At 71.7% G+C, this 15,457-nt stretch carries 12 protein-coding genes and 1 riboswitch; of the genes, 8 read left to right on the plus strand and 4 right to left on the minus strand.

The features are described 5' to 3' along the window. Window positions 1-13 precede the first annotated feature (13 nt). Window positions 14-844, minus strand: a complete 831-nt coding sequence (locus H9Y04_RS04595; protein ID WP_308800861.1) for a PQQ-binding-like beta-propeller repeat protein — start codon at window positions 842-844, stop codon at window positions 14-16. Window positions 845-1,126: 282 nt separating this feature from the next. Here H9Y04_RS04595 and ypfJ point away from each other — a divergent pair, with 282 nt between their 5' ends. Both ypfJ and H9Y04_RS04605 read left to right on the plus strand, forming a co-directional pair. Next, a complete protein-coding gene (gene ypfJ / locus H9Y04_RS04600; protein ID WP_187812362.1) occupies window positions 1,127-2,014 on the plus strand; it encodes a KPN_02809 family neutral zinc metallopeptidase in 888 nt (295 codons plus the stop codon). A gap of 105 nt (window positions 2,015-2,119) precedes the next feature. Next, the gene (locus H9Y04_RS04605; RefSeq protein WP_187812363.1) at window positions 2,120-2,518 is read left to right on the plus strand and encodes a VOC family protein; all 399 of its coding nucleotides are present in this window, start codon (window positions 2,120-2,122) and stop codon (window positions 2,516-2,518) included. A gap of 5 nt (window positions 2,519-2,523) precedes the next feature. On the opposite strand, the gene H9Y04_RS04610 is transcribed toward H9Y04_RS04605, so the two are convergent. The 3 genes from H9Y04_RS04610 to H9Y04_RS04620 all read right to left on the minus strand — a co-directional run bounded on the left by H9Y04_RS04610 (window position 2,524) and on the right by H9Y04_RS04620 (window position 6,214). Beyond that, window positions 2,524-3,924, minus strand: coding sequence for a hypothetical protein (locus H9Y04_RS04610; protein ID WP_187812364.1), 1,401 nt, complete (start codon window positions 3,922-3,924; stop codon window positions 2,524-2,526). 180 nt (window positions 3,925-4,104) lie between these two features. After that, window positions 4,105-5,226 (minus strand): alpha/beta hydrolase, encoded by a 1,122-nt coding sequence (locus tag H9Y04_RS04615; RefSeq protein ID WP_187812365.1) that lies wholly within the window; start codon window positions 5,224-5,226, stop codon window positions 4,105-4,107. A 262-nt stretch (window positions 5,227-5,488) separates the two neighbouring features. Beyond that, a complete protein-coding gene (locus H9Y04_RS04620) occupies window positions 5,489-6,214 on the minus strand; it encodes a class II aldolase/adducin family protein (RefSeq protein ID WP_187812366.1) in 726 nt (241 codons plus the stop codon). A 271-nt stretch (window positions 6,215-6,485) separates the two neighbouring features. Here H9Y04_RS04620 and H9Y04_RS04625 point away from each other — a divergent pair, with 271 nt between their 5' ends. From H9Y04_RS04625 to cobN, 6 genes are all read left to right on the plus strand, one after another. Beyond that, a complete protein-coding gene (locus tag H9Y04_RS04625; RefSeq protein ID WP_236070591.1) occupies window positions 6,486-7,190 on the plus strand; it encodes a lysozyme in 705 nt (234 codons plus the stop codon). Window positions 7,191-7,343: 153 nt separating this feature from the next. Continuing rightward, window positions 7,344-8,630 carry an inorganic phosphate transporter gene (locus tag H9Y04_RS04630; RefSeq protein WP_187812368.1) on the plus strand — a complete coding sequence of 429 codons (1,287 nt, stop codon included), beginning with the start codon at window positions 7,344-7,346 and terminating at the stop codon, window positions 8,628-8,630. A gap of 34 nt (window positions 8,631-8,664) precedes the next feature. Then, window positions 8,665-8,886 (plus strand): hypothetical protein, encoded by a 222-nt coding sequence (locus H9Y04_RS04635; RefSeq protein ID WP_187812369.1) that lies wholly within the window; start codon window positions 8,665-8,667, stop codon window positions 8,884-8,886. Between the two features lie 146 nt (window positions 8,887-9,032). Next, a riboswitch (cobalamin riboswitch) is annotated at window positions 9,033-9,172 on the plus strand. Window positions 9,173-9,279: 107 nt separating this feature from the next. Further along, the gene (locus tag H9Y04_RS04640) at window positions 9,280-10,257 is read left to right on the plus strand and encodes a cobalamin biosynthesis protein (RefSeq protein ID WP_187812370.1); all 978 of its coding nucleotides are present in this window, start codon (window positions 9,280-9,282) and stop codon (window positions 10,255-10,257) included. Continuing rightward, the gene (locus H9Y04_RS04645; protein WP_187812371.1) at window positions 10,254-11,786 is read left to right on the plus strand and encodes a cobyric acid synthase; all 1,533 of its coding nucleotides are present in this window, start codon (window positions 10,254-10,256) and stop codon (window positions 11,784-11,786) included. The genes H9Y04_RS04640 and H9Y04_RS04645 overlap by 4 nt, the downstream gene beginning before the upstream one ends. Next, window positions 11,783-15,433, plus strand: coding sequence for a cobaltochelatase subunit CobN (gene cobN, locus H9Y04_RS04650; RefSeq protein ID WP_187812372.1), 3,651 nt, complete (start codon window positions 11,783-11,785; stop codon window positions 15,431-15,433). Before H9Y04_RS04645 ends, cobN begins: the two co-directional genes overlap by 4 nt. The last annotated feature ends 24 nt before the right edge of the window (window positions 15,434-15,457 follow it).

Genomic DNA, 15,457 nt, shown 5'->3' on the forward strand with positions numbered 1-15,457 from the left:
CCCCGCGGTGGGCCTATCGCGCTGCGGCCTTCGGGCCGGGCAGGGCGTTCCCCATGGGGCGGCGCTTCGGTGCGATGCGCCCGAGGTCGTCGACCGCCACCATCTGCGCGGACCAGGCCACGCTCTCGTCGGCGCAGGGCTGCGCGATCAGCCAGGCTCCGTCACCGCGTACGGCCCGCTCGGGTGCGAAGCCGCAGCCGCGGCGGGCGGGCAGCACCCAGCGCAGGTCCCCGTCGGCGCTGCGGTAGGCGGTGATCCGCTCGGGCGTCACCACGGCGATCATGCGCGCCGCCGGGTCGAGCGCCCGCAGCACCCCGTCGGCGCCGTGCCCGCGCAGCCATTTCGCCCCGCCCGGGATGGCGCGGTGCCACCGCACCCCGCCATCGCCGGCGTGCTCGGTGTCGGTCACCAGGCCGTCGTCCCACAGCACCGCCGCATGGCCGGGCGCGGGCAGCAGCGCGAGCGGCCGGCGTCCGTCGCGCGAGTGCGACCAGCGGGTGCGGCCGCTGTTCCGGTCGTACGCGTGGACCGCCTTGCCCTCGATACGGAGCCGGGGCTCGTCGGGAGCGGTCAGCGTGCCCCCGGGGCGGGCGGTGGCGTCCGCGTACCGCACCAGGCGGTCCCCGAACGGTGCGGGCCGCGCGTCCTGCGCCGCGGTGATCAGCGGGACGGCCGCCGCGAGGGCGAGCGCGAGCGGGAGCACAAGGCGGGCGGTACGGCGCGGCGGGCGCCGTGGGCCCGGCGGCCGGGGCGGTGCGTAGGGCCCGCCTGCGGGCCGGCCGTCGGCGCGGGGCTCCTGCGCCGGGAAAGTCACGGCTGCGGTCCCCATCGGTACGCCGCTCACGTACCCCCCTCTGTCCCTGGTGGTGGCCGGTCCGGCGGCTGTCCGTCCCCGGTGCGGGCCGGTGCCACTGCCGCCGGCCGGCTCCGGTCCGGCGCGCCTCGCGCGGCCTCGGATCAGGCGCAGAGCGTAGTCCCGGGCGTGGGCGCCGGGCGGCCCGGCGGCGGGCGACACGGCCGGGCGGGGACCGTGCGTCGCCCGTTCGGTCCTCTGCCCCACGCCGACACCGAACGGGCATAACAGGATAAAGAGGCCGATACTCGGCACTAGGAGGGTGGTGCGCCCGTGCAGTTCGACGACAACGCCAATCTGGACACCTCGGAGGTCCAGGACGTCCGGGGCAGCCGGATGAAGAGCAAGGCGGCCATCGGTGGCGGGTTCGCCGGCATCATCGCGCTGATCATGGGGCTCTTCTTCGGTGTCGGCCCGGACAATCTGGGACTGACCTCGGGCAACGACGACCCCACGGACACCGCGTCGAGCGCCGCCCAGGTGCAGCAGACCTGCCGCACCGGACAGGACGCCAACACCAAGGACGACTGCCGGATGGTCGCGGTGGTCAACAGCGTGCAGGACTACTGGCGCCAGGAGTTCCCGCGCCGCAACGCGCGCTACGGAGATGCGCAGACCGTGTTCTTCTCCGGGCGCGTCAACACCGCGTGCGGCGCCGCGACCTCGGCGGTCGGGCCCTTCTACTGCCCCGGCGACCGGAAGGTCTATCTCGACCTCGGCTTCTTCGACGAACTGCGCACCAAGTTCGGCTCCAGCGGCGGCCCGTTCGCCCAGGCCTATGTGGTGGCGCATGAGTACGGCCACCACGTGCAGAACCTGGCCGGCACCCTGAAGCGGGCCCAGGACGGGCGGACCGGCGCGAACAGCAATGCCGTACGGGTCGAGCTGCAGGCGGACTGCTACGCGGGCGTGTGGGCCAAGCACGCGACGACCACCCCGGACGAGGCCACCGGCCGGCCGCTGATCACCTCGCTCACGGACCAGGACATCCGCGACGGTCTGGACGCGGCGGCCGCGGTCGGCGACGACCGGATCCAGGAGCGGTTCCAGGGCCGGGTCACGCCGGAGAACTGGACGCACGGCTCGGCCGAGCAGCGCCAGCAGTGGTTCTACCAGGGGTACCGGACCGGCGACATGGCGCAGTGCAACACCTTCCGGTGACGACGGGCGGTGCCGCGTCGGCGTCCGGCGGGCGTTGTCAGTGCCGGGTGCCAGACTGAGCCGCAGGTCACATCCGCATGGAAATCCTCTGAGGAGTGGATCCCCATGGCACAGTCACCGACCATCACTCCGACCCTGCTCTACCAGGACGCGAAGTCCGCGGTCCGCCAGCTCACGGAGGCCTTCGGCTTCACCGAGACCGCGCTGTACGAGGGTGAGGGCGGCATCGTCGAGCACTGCGAACTCACGTACGGCAATGGCGTCGTGATGCTGACCTCCAAGGGCCGCGGCGGCGTCTTCGCCAAGGCGATGGAGCACGCGGGCCCGGCCGGCCTGTTCATCCATGTCGACGATGTCGACACCCACCACAAGCGGTCCGTGGAGCACGGCGTGGAGATCCTGATGCCGCCCACCGACCAGGACTACGGATCGCGGGACTACATGGCCCGCGATCTGGAGGGCAACGTCTGGAGCTTCGGGAACTACAGCCCGCAGGCGGGCTGACCCCGTCAGGCTCCCCCGGTGTGGACCTGGAAGGCCGCCCGCCGTACCGCCTTGGCAAGCGCCGGGTCGGGGTGGGCGGCCGCCAGCGCGACCAGGACCTGGACCGTACGGGGATGGCCGACAGCGCGGACCTCGGCGAGCAGCTGCGGGATCGTCGGCTGCACCGCCGCTTCCAAGTGCCGTACGAGCAGCGTCGCTTCGCCGTGGTCCGCGACCGCCGCGGCGGTGTCCACCCACAGCCAGGTGGACTCCTCGCGGGTGAGCACGGAGTGCACGTCCTCGGGGTCGCAGCCCTCCTGCTCGGCGAGCCAGATCAGGGCGTACGGACGAAGGAGCAGCTCGTCGGACGCGGCCCGTACGTCGGGTTCGGCGGGGGCGCCGACCACGCGCAGGGCCTCGAAGGCGAGGCCCCGGAGCAGCGAGTCCTCACCGCGGGCCGCGTCGAGGAGCTCGCCGACGGCGCTGCCCACGGGTCGGGCGGCGAGCCAGGCGCGGTATTCGGCGCGGGCGGCGTTGGGGCGCAGACGGGCGCAGCCGCGGAGCATGTCCTCGGCGGCCTGCTCGATGTTCCCCGCGGGGCTCTGCGCTGCCACGATGATCTGTTCCAGCTTGACCCAGACCGCCCAGCTGCCGAGCGGTGTCATCGTCGCCTGACCCTCGTCGCCCTCGTCGAGCGTCAGTGCGCCGACCGCGGCCAGGCCGGCGAGCGCCCAGTCGAGCAGCGGGGCCAGATCGGTGTCGGCCGGGACGGGTTCGGGCTGCGGCCCGTACGGGATCTCGCAGCGCTCGTCGCGGAGTTCGGTGACGCGCTGGCCGAGCAGGTCGAGCAGCTGGGGCAGCGGCACGGGGCCCTGCGAGAGCTGCAGGACGGACAGCAACTGCGGTACGGCCTCGATCACTTCGGACACCGCGGCGGGTGCGAGCTCGGCCGGTGCGGGGTGCACCAGGGACCACGCGTCGAACAGGGCCACCCAGCCGCGCAGGACCGCGGAGTCGTCCCGGTCCCAGGCGCGCAGCCGCCAGCCCGCGCGTGCGGTGTCTCCGTGCACCTCGATCAGTCCGGCGAGCCGCGCGGTGTCCCAGTCGGTGCGCACCTGCTGAGGCGTCAGCTCCAGTGCCGCGGCGGCCTGTTCGGCGGCGGCCGCGGTGAGGGCGCCGCCGGGCGCGGTGCGCAGCACGTTCGGCTGTCCCACGGCGCCGGTGTGGCCGGCCCAGCGGGCGATCCGCGCCGCGGAGGCCAGGCCCTCGCGTGCCATCGCGGCGAGCTCGGACGGGGCGGGCGTGCCCTCGGGAGGCCGGGGGGCGGGCCGGCGCCTGGCCCTGGGAGGCGCTGCTGCGGGGACGGGCGCCAAGGGGCGCGGGCGGACGATGCGGAGCCTGGAGTCGCGCGGGTTACGGGACGTCACAGGGTGCAGTCTTCCCGCTCCGACCCCGAAAACCCAATCGGGGGTCCGGTGTGGGGGCTTCGCCCCGATCGGCCCCCATCGGGGGACAGCGGCGCGCGAAGCCCGGCGGGCGGCGGAAACACCTGCTAGGGCGGGTGCTCGCCTGCGCCGGGCGGGCTTCCGGCGGATCGGAGGGGCCCGCTAGAGCAGCGGGGTGAGGAAGCGGCGCATGGTCTCCTCGTAGCCGCGCGGGTCCGCGTTCCACATCGCGCCGTGCGTGGCGCCGGGCACCGAGTGCAGGGTGATCAAGTCCGGGCGGCGGGCGGCGAATTCACGGGTCGCGGCCCAGGGCGCGATGGTGTCGTCGGGGCCGTGGAAGACGAGGACCGGGATGTCGACGGCGGCGGATGCGGCGACGCCCGCGGTCCGGTCGCCGCTCAGTCCGGTGCGGCCCTGTGCGGCGCGCACCGCGAGCGGAAGCAGCGGCGCGGGCGTCCGTCCTGCGGCGAGCGCGCGGACCGTGCCCTCCCAGTCGAGTACGGGCGAGTCGAGGATCAGTCCGCTGATGCGGTCGCGCAGGGCGGAGTGGGTCAGGGCGTGCAGCGCCATCGTGGCGCCCGTGGACCAGCCGTGCACGACGATGTTGCGGGCGCCGTAGCGCACGGCGTAGCGCAGGGCCGCGTCCAGGTCGCGCCACTCGGTCTCACCGAGATGGGCGAGGCCGTCCGGTGAACGGGGTGCGCCGAGGTCACCGCGGTAGGCGATGTCGAGCACGGGGATCCGCATGCCGTGCAGGAACTCCATGACGACCATGGGGTGTTCGCGGGTGGCGCCGAGGCCGTGCACGGTGATCACCCAGGTGTCGCGGTCCGCGGGCACGAACCAGGCGGGCAGCCCGCCGAGCTCGCCGGGGATGTCCACGTCGGCATGGTCGAGACCGAGGGCCGTACGTGGGTTGCCGAGGTGGACCTGCGGGGTGAGCCAGACCTTGGTGCCCACGTCGAGGGTGCCGTGGGTGACGCGGTCGAGGCGGCGTACGACGGTGTCGGCGGTGTGCGGGGCGTGCTCGACGACCGGGCCGACGACGGCGTGGCAGGCGTGGCCGGTCAGCCCGAAGACGCCGGGGCGCTGCGAGGCGAGGGAGCGGGTCAGGGCGACCTGGTGGCTCGCGGTGGCGTGCACCGTGAGTGCGGGGTCGGTGGGCAGCGGTTTGCCCGGCTCGACCTTCAGGGCGGCATCGCTGGCGTGGCGGCCGGCCGCGAGTGTGGCGGCGGCGCCTATCAGGGCGGTGACGGCTGCTGCCGTCGCGGTGGCGGGGCGCACGGGTCCAGTGTCCGTGTGTGGCCGGCTTGCGGCCAGTGGGCGGGGGCCGGCTGGGGCGGTTCGGCTGCGGTGCGGTTGCGGCTGCGGGCCGCCTGCGGTTCGGTCTCGTCGCCGGGTGCGGGTGGGTTGCGCCTGCGGCGGGCTGATTTCCCCTACCCGCCCCTTCCCGAAACCGGGGCTCCGCCCCGGCCCCCCCATCTGCGGAGCCCCTCGGGGTGGGTGGGACCGCGGGGGCTTCGCCCCCTGCACCCCCTGTCGCGCCTTAAGGGCGCTCGTCCTCAAACGCCGGACGGGCTGGGTCGGCCGGACCGGCTGGGGATTGCCCGTACCCCTTCAGCTTCTCCCCCACCTCCAGCAATTCGCCCTCGGAAAGCAAACGCGGGGCCCGGCCCGGCAGGGAGTTCGCCGTGAGCCAGAGGTGGGACATCCATTCGAGCTGGGCCGTGCGGTCGTAGGCCTGGGTGAGGGTGGCTCCGTATGTGACCGTGCCGTGGTTCTGCAGTAGACAACCAGTGCGGTCGCGAAGTGCGACGAGCATGTTCTCGGCCAATTCGGCCGAGCCGTAGAGCGCGTACGGGGCGACGCGGACCACTCCGCCGAGCGCGGCCGTCATGTAGTGGATGGGCGGCAGCTCGTCGACGAGGGTGGAGACGGCCGTCGCGTGGACCGCGTGGGTGTGGACCACGGCCCGGGCGTCCGTCGAGCGGTAGACCGCGAGGTGGAGCGGAAGTTCGCTGGTCGGGGCGAGTTCGCCGAGCGTCTGGCGGCCGTCGAGGTCCACCGCGATCGCGTCCTGGGGACGCAGCCGCTCGTACGGGACACCGCTGGGCGTCACGAGAACCAGGTCGCCGACGCGTACCGAGACATTGCCGGAGGTCCCGACGACCAGGCCCTCGTCCGCGGTCCTGCGGGCCGTCGCGACCAGCTCGGCCCAGGCCTCCGCGACCGCCTGCTCCTGCACACGCTCCTGCCACTCTCCTCGCACCATGGCCCGATCCTGCCAGGCCGTGCGGACGCCGCGACAGGGCAGGCGCCGCCACCTGCAGCGAGCGGCGGGAAGCCGGGCACTGTAGTGCGGAACGCCGACTTCCGAAAGGGTGTAAATGCGCATACGTACGGTTCTCTCCGGATTGGCCGAAGATCGACGGGCATCGACCGGCTTTCCAGTAACCTCTGGGGGATTTGTCATGCACGTCGCCATCCGGGGGGGAAATATGGCTCGTGGCATTTCGTCACGCCGTCACAGCCGTCGTCTGCGCATGCTGGCCGCATCCGCCGCGACGCTCGCACTGGGGGGAACGGCACTCGTCGAGGCACCCGCGTCAGCAGCCTCGAAGCCGAAGGGACATGACGTCTCCTCGCACCAGAAGAACGTGAACTGGCAGAAGGCCAAGTCCAAGGGCGCGAAGTTCGTCTACGTGAAGGCGACCGAGTCGCACACGTACAAGAACCCGTACTACGGCCAGCAGTACAACGGCTCGCGCCAGGCCGGGATCATCCGGGGCGCCTATCACTTCGCCCTGCCGAACAAATCGTCCGGCACCACCCAGGCCCGCTTCTTCGTCCGCAACGGCGGGGGCTGGCGCGCGGACGGCTGGACGCTGCCGCCGGCGCTGGACATCGAGTACAACCCGTACAGCAAGAAGAAGTGCTACGGCCTGAGCAAGGCGAAGATGGTCGGCTGGATCCGCGCCTTCAGCGACGAGGTGGTCCGGCAGACCGGCCGGCGGCCCGTCATCTACACCAATACGAACTGGTGGAAGCGGTGCACGGGCGATTACTCGGGGTTCGGGCGCAATCACGCGCTGTGGCTCGCGCGGTACAGCTCCTCCCCGGGACCGCTGCCCGCGGGGTGGTCGTACCCGACCTTCTGGCAGTACGACAACGGGGGCGCACTGCCGGGTGATCAGAATCTCTTCAACGGGTCATCCACGGCGCTGAGGAAGTTCGCGAGGGGTCGTTAAGCCCGATTTTGTGGGGATTGGCCGCATTCGCCAGGCTCGCGACGTGCGCCAACCCTCATTCCGGCCACCCTGGCGCCCGGCTCAGTTCACCTTCCGTTCACCCAGGTTGCCTACGTTCATCTGGCCACTGACATCGAACGATTGCCTGGGTAAATGGAACACTTCACGCTGCTGCTTGCGATTGTCGTCGCCGTAGCTCTCGTGTTCGATTTCACGAACGGTTTCCACGACACGGCCAACGCGATGGCGACGACCATCTCGACCGGCGCCATGAAGCCCAAGGCGGCGGTCGCCATGTCCGCCGTGCTCAACCTCGTCGGAGCCTTCCTCTCGGTGGAGGTCGCCAAGACGATCTCCAGCGGTCTGGTGAGAGAGGACGGGATCCAGCCCGAGGTGATCCTCGCGGCGCTCGTCGGCGCCATTCTGTGGAACCTGCTGACCTGGCTGGTCGGCCTCCCCTCCAGCTCCTCGCACGCCCTCATGGGCGGCCTGATCGGCGCCACCGTCGCCTCGATCGGCTTCAGCGGGGTCAACGGCGACGTCGTCGTCACCAAGGTGCTGATCCCCGCGATCGCCGCGCCCGTCGTGGCCGGTCTGGCCGCGATGCTGGCCACGCGCCTGACGTACAAGCTCGGCAAGAACGTCGGCGAGAAGTCCTCCGCGAAGGGCTACCGCGCCGGTCAGATCGCCTCCGCCGGTCTGGTCTCGCTGGCCCACGGCACCAATGACGCCCAGAAGACGATGGGCATCATCACCCTGGCCCTGGTCGCCGGCGGCGCGCTCGCGCCCGGCTCCAACCCGCCGGTCTGGGTGATCGTCTCCGCCGGTATGGCGATCGCGCTCGGCACCTACCTGGGCGGCTGGCGCATCATCCGCACCATGGGCAAGGGCCTGACCGACCTGCAGCCGCAGCAGGGCTTCGCCGCCCAGACCTCGGCCGCCGCGGTCATCCTGGCCTCGTCCAACCTGGGCTTCTCGCTCTCCACGACGCACTCCTGCTCGGGCGCCGTGATGGGTGCGGGTCTGGGCCGCAAGGGCGGCGTCGTGCGCTGGTCCACCGCGACCCGGATGTTCGTCGCGTGGGGTCTGACCCTGCCGGCCGCCGGTCTGATGGCCGCGGGCGCGGAGTTCGTGGCCCGGCAGGGCGACTGGGGTGTCGCGGTCGTCGCAGTCTTCCTGGTGGTCTCCTGCGCCGGCATCTGGCTGTACTCGCGCCGCCAGGTCGTCGACCACACCAACGTCAACGAGGTCGAGCCCGCCACGCCGGTGGCCGACGAGCCCGGTGTCGTGACCACCGCGATCGCCGCGGTGACCCCGCCGCCGACCGTTGCCGCGGAGGCCGCCGAGGCGCTCGCCTCGGACGTGCCCGTCGTCAAGACCACCATCTCGGCCCCGACGCCCGCTGCCGACTCCACGCAGCCGGCCGGTGCGACCGCCTGACGGCGTTCGCCCGAACAGTTAAGGAATCTGCAGCATGAAGATCGACTGGGCAGCTCTGGGCTCCGTCTTCGGAGTCAGTCTTCTGGCCACCGTGCTTCTCGTGGGTCTGTTCACCCTCGGCATCATGGGTCTCTCCAAGCAGGAGGCGGCCACCGAGCAGGGCGGTTCGGCCTCCCTGGCCGTCACCGGCGCGTACGCCTGCTTCGCGCTGTGCGCGGCGGCGGTGGCGTACGGGATCTTTCTGATCGTCACGTGAGGTCCGCCCTGTAAGGCGCACCTCTTCGAACCGCCCTGCGGCGAGGCCCTGATGGGTCGCCGCAGGGCGGTTTCGTGTGCGCCGGAGTACGCCCGCGTGTGTGTCTGCGCACACTCTTCCGTCGCAGGTCAACGCCGAGTTGACGGGTGTTCGCGGTGCGTGGTGGACTGCCGGAGCCAATACGGCAGCAGTAGAGGAAGCCGGTGTGAATCCGGCGCGGTCCCGCCACTGTCACCGGGGAGCAGTCCCCGGGAGCCAGGAACTCTCGCAGCCGTCTCCGTCGAACCAGGGCGCGGACACCCTGAGTGAGGACATAACGCCATGCCAGGCTGCATCGCTCTGCCAAGTACCTCCTGTACGAAGGTTCTTCGAGGCGTATCGGCGGTCTGATCCGTGGGTGCCGATCGCACTTTCGCGTACGGCGCCGCGGCCGGCCTGCTCGGCGATCTGCTCTTCGGTGATCCACGCCGTGGGCATCCGGTTGCCGCGTTCGGGCGCGCCGCGAGCGCTGTCGAGCGTGTCCTGTGGCGTGACAGCCGGGCCGCCGGCGCCGTGCACACCGCCGTCTGCGCGGGTGGTGCCGTGGCCCTCGGCGCGCTGGCCTCCGCCGCCGCCCGCCGCTCCCCCGCCGCATCCGTCGCCCTGACCGCCGCCGCCACCTGGTCGGTGGTGGGCGGTACTTCGCTCGTACGGGAAGCGCGGGCCATTGCCGCCGCCCTGGACGCCGGCGATGTCGAGGCGGCACGTGAGCGGCTGCCGCATCTGTGCGGGCGGGATCCCCAGGCCCTCGACGAGGCGGGTATCGCGCGTGCCGTGGTCGAGTCCGTGGCCGAGAACACCTCCGACGCGGTCGTGGGCGCGCTGGTGTGGGGGGCTGCCGCCGGGGTGCCGGGCCTGCTCGGGTTCCGTGCCGTGAACACCCTGGACGCGATGGTGGGGCACAAGTCGCCCAAGTACCGGCGCTACGGCTGGGCTTCGGCGCGCCTGGACGATGTGGCGGGCTGGCCCGGCGCCCGGCTCACGGCCGCCCTGGCCGTCCTCGCGGGTGGCGATCCGCAGGGCGCCGTGCAGGCATGGCGGCAGGATGCGGACGCGCATCCGAGCCCCAACGCAGGCCCGGTGGAGGCCTCCTTCGCGGGCGCGCTCGGCGTACGGCTGGGGGGTGTTCTCTCGTACGGGGGTCGAGTGGAGCACCGTCCGGTGCTCAACGACGCCGGGCGCGCCGTCCAAGTGGCGGACATCGAGCGGGCCGTACGGCTCGCCCGCCGGGTGAACTGGCTGGCCCTCGCCGTCTGTGTGGCGGCGGATCGGGTTGTGCGCGCCCCACGTGCCCGAACGCGCGCTCCACGGACAGGAAGAGGAACATCATGAGCGGTGGACTGCTGGTCGCCGGGACCACCTCGGACGCCGGCAAGAGTGTGGTCACCGCGGGGATCTGCCGCTGGCTGGCGCGGCAGGGGGTGTCGGTCGCGCCGTTCAAGGCGCAGAACATGTCGCTCAACTCCTTCGTGACGCGCGAGGGTGCGGAGATCGGCCGGGCACAGGCGATGCAGGCGCAGGCCGCGCGGGTGGAGCCGACGGCGCTGATGAACCCGGTGCTGCTCAAGCCCGGCAGCGACCGCTCCAGCCAGGTGGTCCTGATGGGCAAGCCGGTGGGCGAGATGAGCGCGCGCGGCTACCACGGGGGCCGACAGGAGGCGCTGCTCGGGACGGTCGTGGACTGCCTGGAGCAGCTGCGGAGTGCGTACGACGCCGTCATCTGCGAGGGGGCCGGGAGTCCCGCGGAGATCAATCTGCGCCGGACCGACATCGTGAACATGGGGATCGCGCGGGCGGCGCGGTTCCCGGTGGTCGTGGTCGGCGACATCGACCGCGGAGGTGTCTTCGCGTCCTTCTTCGGTACGACCGCGCTGCTCGCCAAGGAGGACCAGGAACTGGTCGCCGGGTATCTGGTGAACAAGTTCCGCGGGGATGTCTCGCTGCTCGAACCCGGCCTCGACATGCTCAAGGGGCTGACCGGGCGGGCGACTTACGGCGTGCTGCCCTATGCGCACGGGCTCGGGATCGACGAGGAGGACGGGCTCAGGGTGTCGCTGCGCGGTGCCGTACGGGAGTCCGAGGTCGCGCCGCCGGTCGGCGAGGAGCTGCTGCGGGTCGCGGTCTGTGCGATCCCGCTGATGTCGAACTTCACCGATGTGGACGCGCTCGCCGCCGAGCCCGGTGTGGTGGTGCGCTTCGTGGACAGGCCGGAGGAACTGGTCGACGCGGATCTCGTCGTGATCCCGGGAACCCGCGGCACCGTCGCGGCGTTGGAGTGGTTGAGACGGCGGGGATTCGAGCGGGCGCTGGGGCGCAGGGCAGCCGAGGGACGTCCGATTCTGGGGATCTGTGGCGGATTCCAGATCCTGGGCGAGCACATCGAGGACGAGATCGAGTCCCGCGCGGGAGCGGTGGACGGGCTTGGCTTGCTGCCGGTCCGGGTCCGCTTCCGGCGCGAGAAAACGCTGACGCGTCCAGTGGGCAGGGCACTGGGCGAAAACGTCGAAGGTTACGAGATTCATCACGGGGTCGCCGAAGTGCTCGGCGGTGAAGCGTTCATCTCTGATGACATTGGACAGAGTTTGGACGGCTGCCGGGTGGGCGGCGTGTGGGGGACGCACTGGCACGGGTCGCTGGAGAGCGACGCGTTCCGGCGTGCGTTCCTGTGCGCGGTCGCGGCGGACGCGGGCCGGCGTTTCGTGCCCGCGCCCGACACGAGCTTCGGTGCGCTGCGCGAGGAGCAGCTCGACCGGCTCGGCGACCTCATCGAGGAGCACGCGGACACCTCCGCGCTGCTCAGGCTCATCGAGACCGGTGCACCCGCTGGTCTTCCTTTCATCGCTCCGGGGGCTCCTTCATGACCGTTCTTCTTCTGTCCACCGCCGATACGGATCTGCTCGCGGCGCGGGCGTCCGAGGCGCCGTACCGCATCGGCAATCCGATGCGCGTGGACGTGGCCGAGGAGCTGCCCGGGCTCCTCGACGGCGCGGACATCGCGGTGGTGCGGCTGCTCGGCGGCAAGCGGGCCTGGGAGGACGGGCTCTCCGCGCTGCGTGCGGCGGGGATACCGACCGTGCTGCTCGGCGGCGAGTCCGTGCCGGACGCCGAGTTGATGGCCGAGTCCTCGGTGCCGGCGGGCGTGGTCGCCGAAGCGCTGCGGTATCTGGTGGAGGGCGGTCCGGGAAACCTCGCCGAGCTGGCGCGCTTTCTGTCGGACACCGTGCTGCTCACCGGTGAGGGTTTCGCCGAGCCGGAGAAGATGCCGGAGTTCGGGCTGCACGGCGCGTATGCGCGGGTGGAGGGGCGGCCGACGGTCGGCGTGCTCTTCTACCGCGCGCATGAGCTGTCCGGGAACACCGCGTTCGTGGACACCCTGTGCGCGGCGATCGAGGACGCGGGGGCCAATGCGCTGCCGGTGTTCTGCGGTTCGCTGCGCGGTGCGGACCCGGCGCTCTATGAGCTGATCGGGCAGGCCGACGCGCTGGTCGCGACCGTGCTCGCGGCCGGTGGCACGCATGCGTCCGAGGCGTCCGCGGGCGGGGACGAGGAGGCTTGGGACATCGGCGCCCTGGCGGATCTCAACATCCCTGTGCTGCAAGGACTTTGCCTGACCTCCTCGCAGGCCGCGTGGGAGGCGTCGGATGCGGCGCTCTCCCCCATGGACGCGGCGATGCAGGTGGCGATCCCGGAGTTCGACGGGCGGCTGATCACCGTGCCGTTCTCGTTCAAGGAGCAGGGGCCCGACGACGTCCCGGTCTACCGGGCCGATCCGGGGCGGGCCGCGCGCGTGGCCGGGATCGCGGTGCGCCATGCGCGGCTGCGGCACAAGGACAACGCGGAGAAGAAACTGGGCCTGGTGTTCACCGCGTACCCGACGAAGCACTCGCGCGTGGGCAATGCGGTGGGCCTGGACACCCCCGCGTCCGCGGTACGGCTGCTCGACGCGCTGCGTGATGCCGGGTACGGAGTCGTGGGGCATCCGGCCGAGGGCGACGAGCTGATCCACCGCCTGATCGAGGCCGGCGGACACGACGTGGAGTGGCTGACCGAGGACCAGCTTGCGGCGGCGCCCGCGCGGGTGCCGCTGGCCGACTACCAGGCCTGGTTCGCGCGGCTCGAACCCTCGCTGCGCGAAGGGATGCTGGAGGCGTGGGGCGAGCCGCCCGGCTCGCTGTACGTCGACGGCGAGGACATCGTGCTGGCGTCCCTGCAGTTCGGGAACGTCGTGGTGATGATCCAGCCGCCGCGCGGCTTCGGCGAGAACCCGATCGCGATCTACCACGACCCCGATATGCCGCCTTCGCACCACTACATGGCGGCGTACCGCTGGTTGGAGAACACATTCGGCGCCGACGCCATCGTGCACATGGGCAAGCACGGGACGATGGAGTGGCTGCCCGGCAAGGGCCTCGGTCTGAGCGGGAGTTGCGCTCCGGACGCCGTGCTCGGCGACCTGCCGCTGATCTATCCGTTCATCGTCAACGACCCGGGTGAGGGCACCCAGGCCAAGCGGCGCGGGCACGCCACGGTCGTGGACCATCTGGTGCCGCCGATGGCGCGCGCCGACACCTACGGGGACCTGGCGAAGCTGGAGCAACTCCTCGACGAGTACGCCCTGGTGAGCGATCTCGACCCGGCGAAGGCACCGGCCGTACGGGCGCAGATCTGGACGCTGGTGAAGGCCGCGGAGCTGCACCACGATCTGCATGTCGACGACCAGCCGGACGACGACGCGTTCGACGAGTTCGTGATGCACATCGACGGCTACCTCTGCGAGATCAAGGACGTGCAGATCCGCGACGGACTGCACATCCTCGGCGGCGGCCCGGTCGGCGAGGCGCGGGTCAACCTCGTGCTCGCGGTGCTGCGGGCCTCGCAGGTGTGGGGCGGTACGGCCCATGCGCTGCCGGGGCTGCGCGCCTGTCTCGCCGAGCACTTCGGTCTTGTGGAGAAGGAGCTGCTGGCCGAGCCGGGGGCCGCGGTGAAGGTCGCGGACGGGCTGACCTCGCTGGTCGACGGTCCCGCACGGACCGGCTCGGACGCGCTGGACCTGCTCGAGCAGCTGTGCCGGCGGCTCGCAGAGGGCATGGAAGAGCGGGGCTGGGAGCTCTCGGCCGTGCGCGCACTGGTGCGGGACGTGGTCGGTGTCGAACTGCCGCCCGCGGTCGCCGTGTTGGGCTTCGCCTGCGAGGAGGTCGTGCCGCGCCTCGCCCGGACCACGGACGAGATCGGGCACATCCTGCGGGCGCTCGACGGGGGCTATGTGCCCGCAGGGCCGTCCGGATCGCCGACGCGCGGTCTGGTGAACGTGCTGCCGACCGGGCGCAACTTCTACTCGGTCGACCCCAAGGCCATCCCCTCGCGCCTGTCGTGGGAGGTCGGGCAGGCGCTCGCCGACTCGCTCGTGGCGCGGTATCTCACGGACACCGGTGAGTACCCCAAGTCGGTGGGTCTCACCGTGTGGGGCACGTCGGCGATGCGCACCCAGGGCGACGACATCGCGGAGATCCTGGCGCTGCTCGGCTGCCGTCCCGTGTGGGACGACGCCTCGCGGCGCGTGACCGGGTTCGAGATCGTGCCCCTGGAGGAGCTGGGGCGGCCCCGTATCGATGTGACGGTGCGGATCTCCGGGTTCTTCCGGGATGCGTTCCCGCATGTGGTGGGGCTGATCGACGATGCGGTGCGGGCCGTCGCGGAGCTCGACGAGCCCGCGGCCATGAACTACGTGCGGGCGCACGCCGACGAGGACACCGCCGAGCACGGCGACCGGCGCAGGGCCACGGCACGGATCTTCGGGTCCAAGCCCGGCGCGTACGGCGCAGGTCTGCTGCCGCTGATCGACGCGCGCAACTGGCGCTCCGACGCGGATCTCGCCGAGGTGTACGCGGTGTGGGGCGGCTATACGTACGGGCGGGGGCTCGACGGGCGGGCCGCGCGCGGGGACATGGAGACGGCGTTCCGGCGGATCGCGGTCGCGGCGAAGAACGTGGACACGCGCGAGCACGATCTCGTCGACGCCGACGACTACTTCCAGTACCACGGCGGGATGGTGGCGATGGTGCGCCATCTGACCGGTGTGTCACCCGAGGCGTACGTGGGTGACTCGGCCGTGCCGGATCAGGTGAAGACGCGCACCCTCGGGGAGGAGACGCATCGCGTGTTCCGCGCGCGGGTGGTCAACCCGCGGTGGATGGCGGCGATGCGGCGGCACGGCTACAAGGGGGCGTTCGAGATGGCGGCCACCGTGGACTACCTGTTCGGGTACGACGCGACGGCCGGGGTCGTGGACGACTGGATGTACGAGAAGTTGGCCGCGGAGTACGTGTTCTCCGAGGAGAACCAGGAGTTCATGCGGAAGTCCAACCCCTGGGCGCTGCGCGGGATCACGGAGCGGTTGCTCGAGGCGGCGGACCGGTCGTTGTGGGCGTCGCCCGATGCCTCGACGTTGGAGCGGCTGCGGGAGCTGTATCTCCAGCTCGAGGGCGATCTGGAAGGTGACGGGGCGTGAACGTGGTCGCGACGACAAGGGAAG

This window comes from Streptomyces polyasparticus (genome assembly GCF_014493765.1).
Taxonomy (GTDB): Bacteria; Actinomycetota; Actinomycetes; order Streptomycetales; family Streptomycetaceae; genus Streptomyces; species Streptomyces polyasparticus.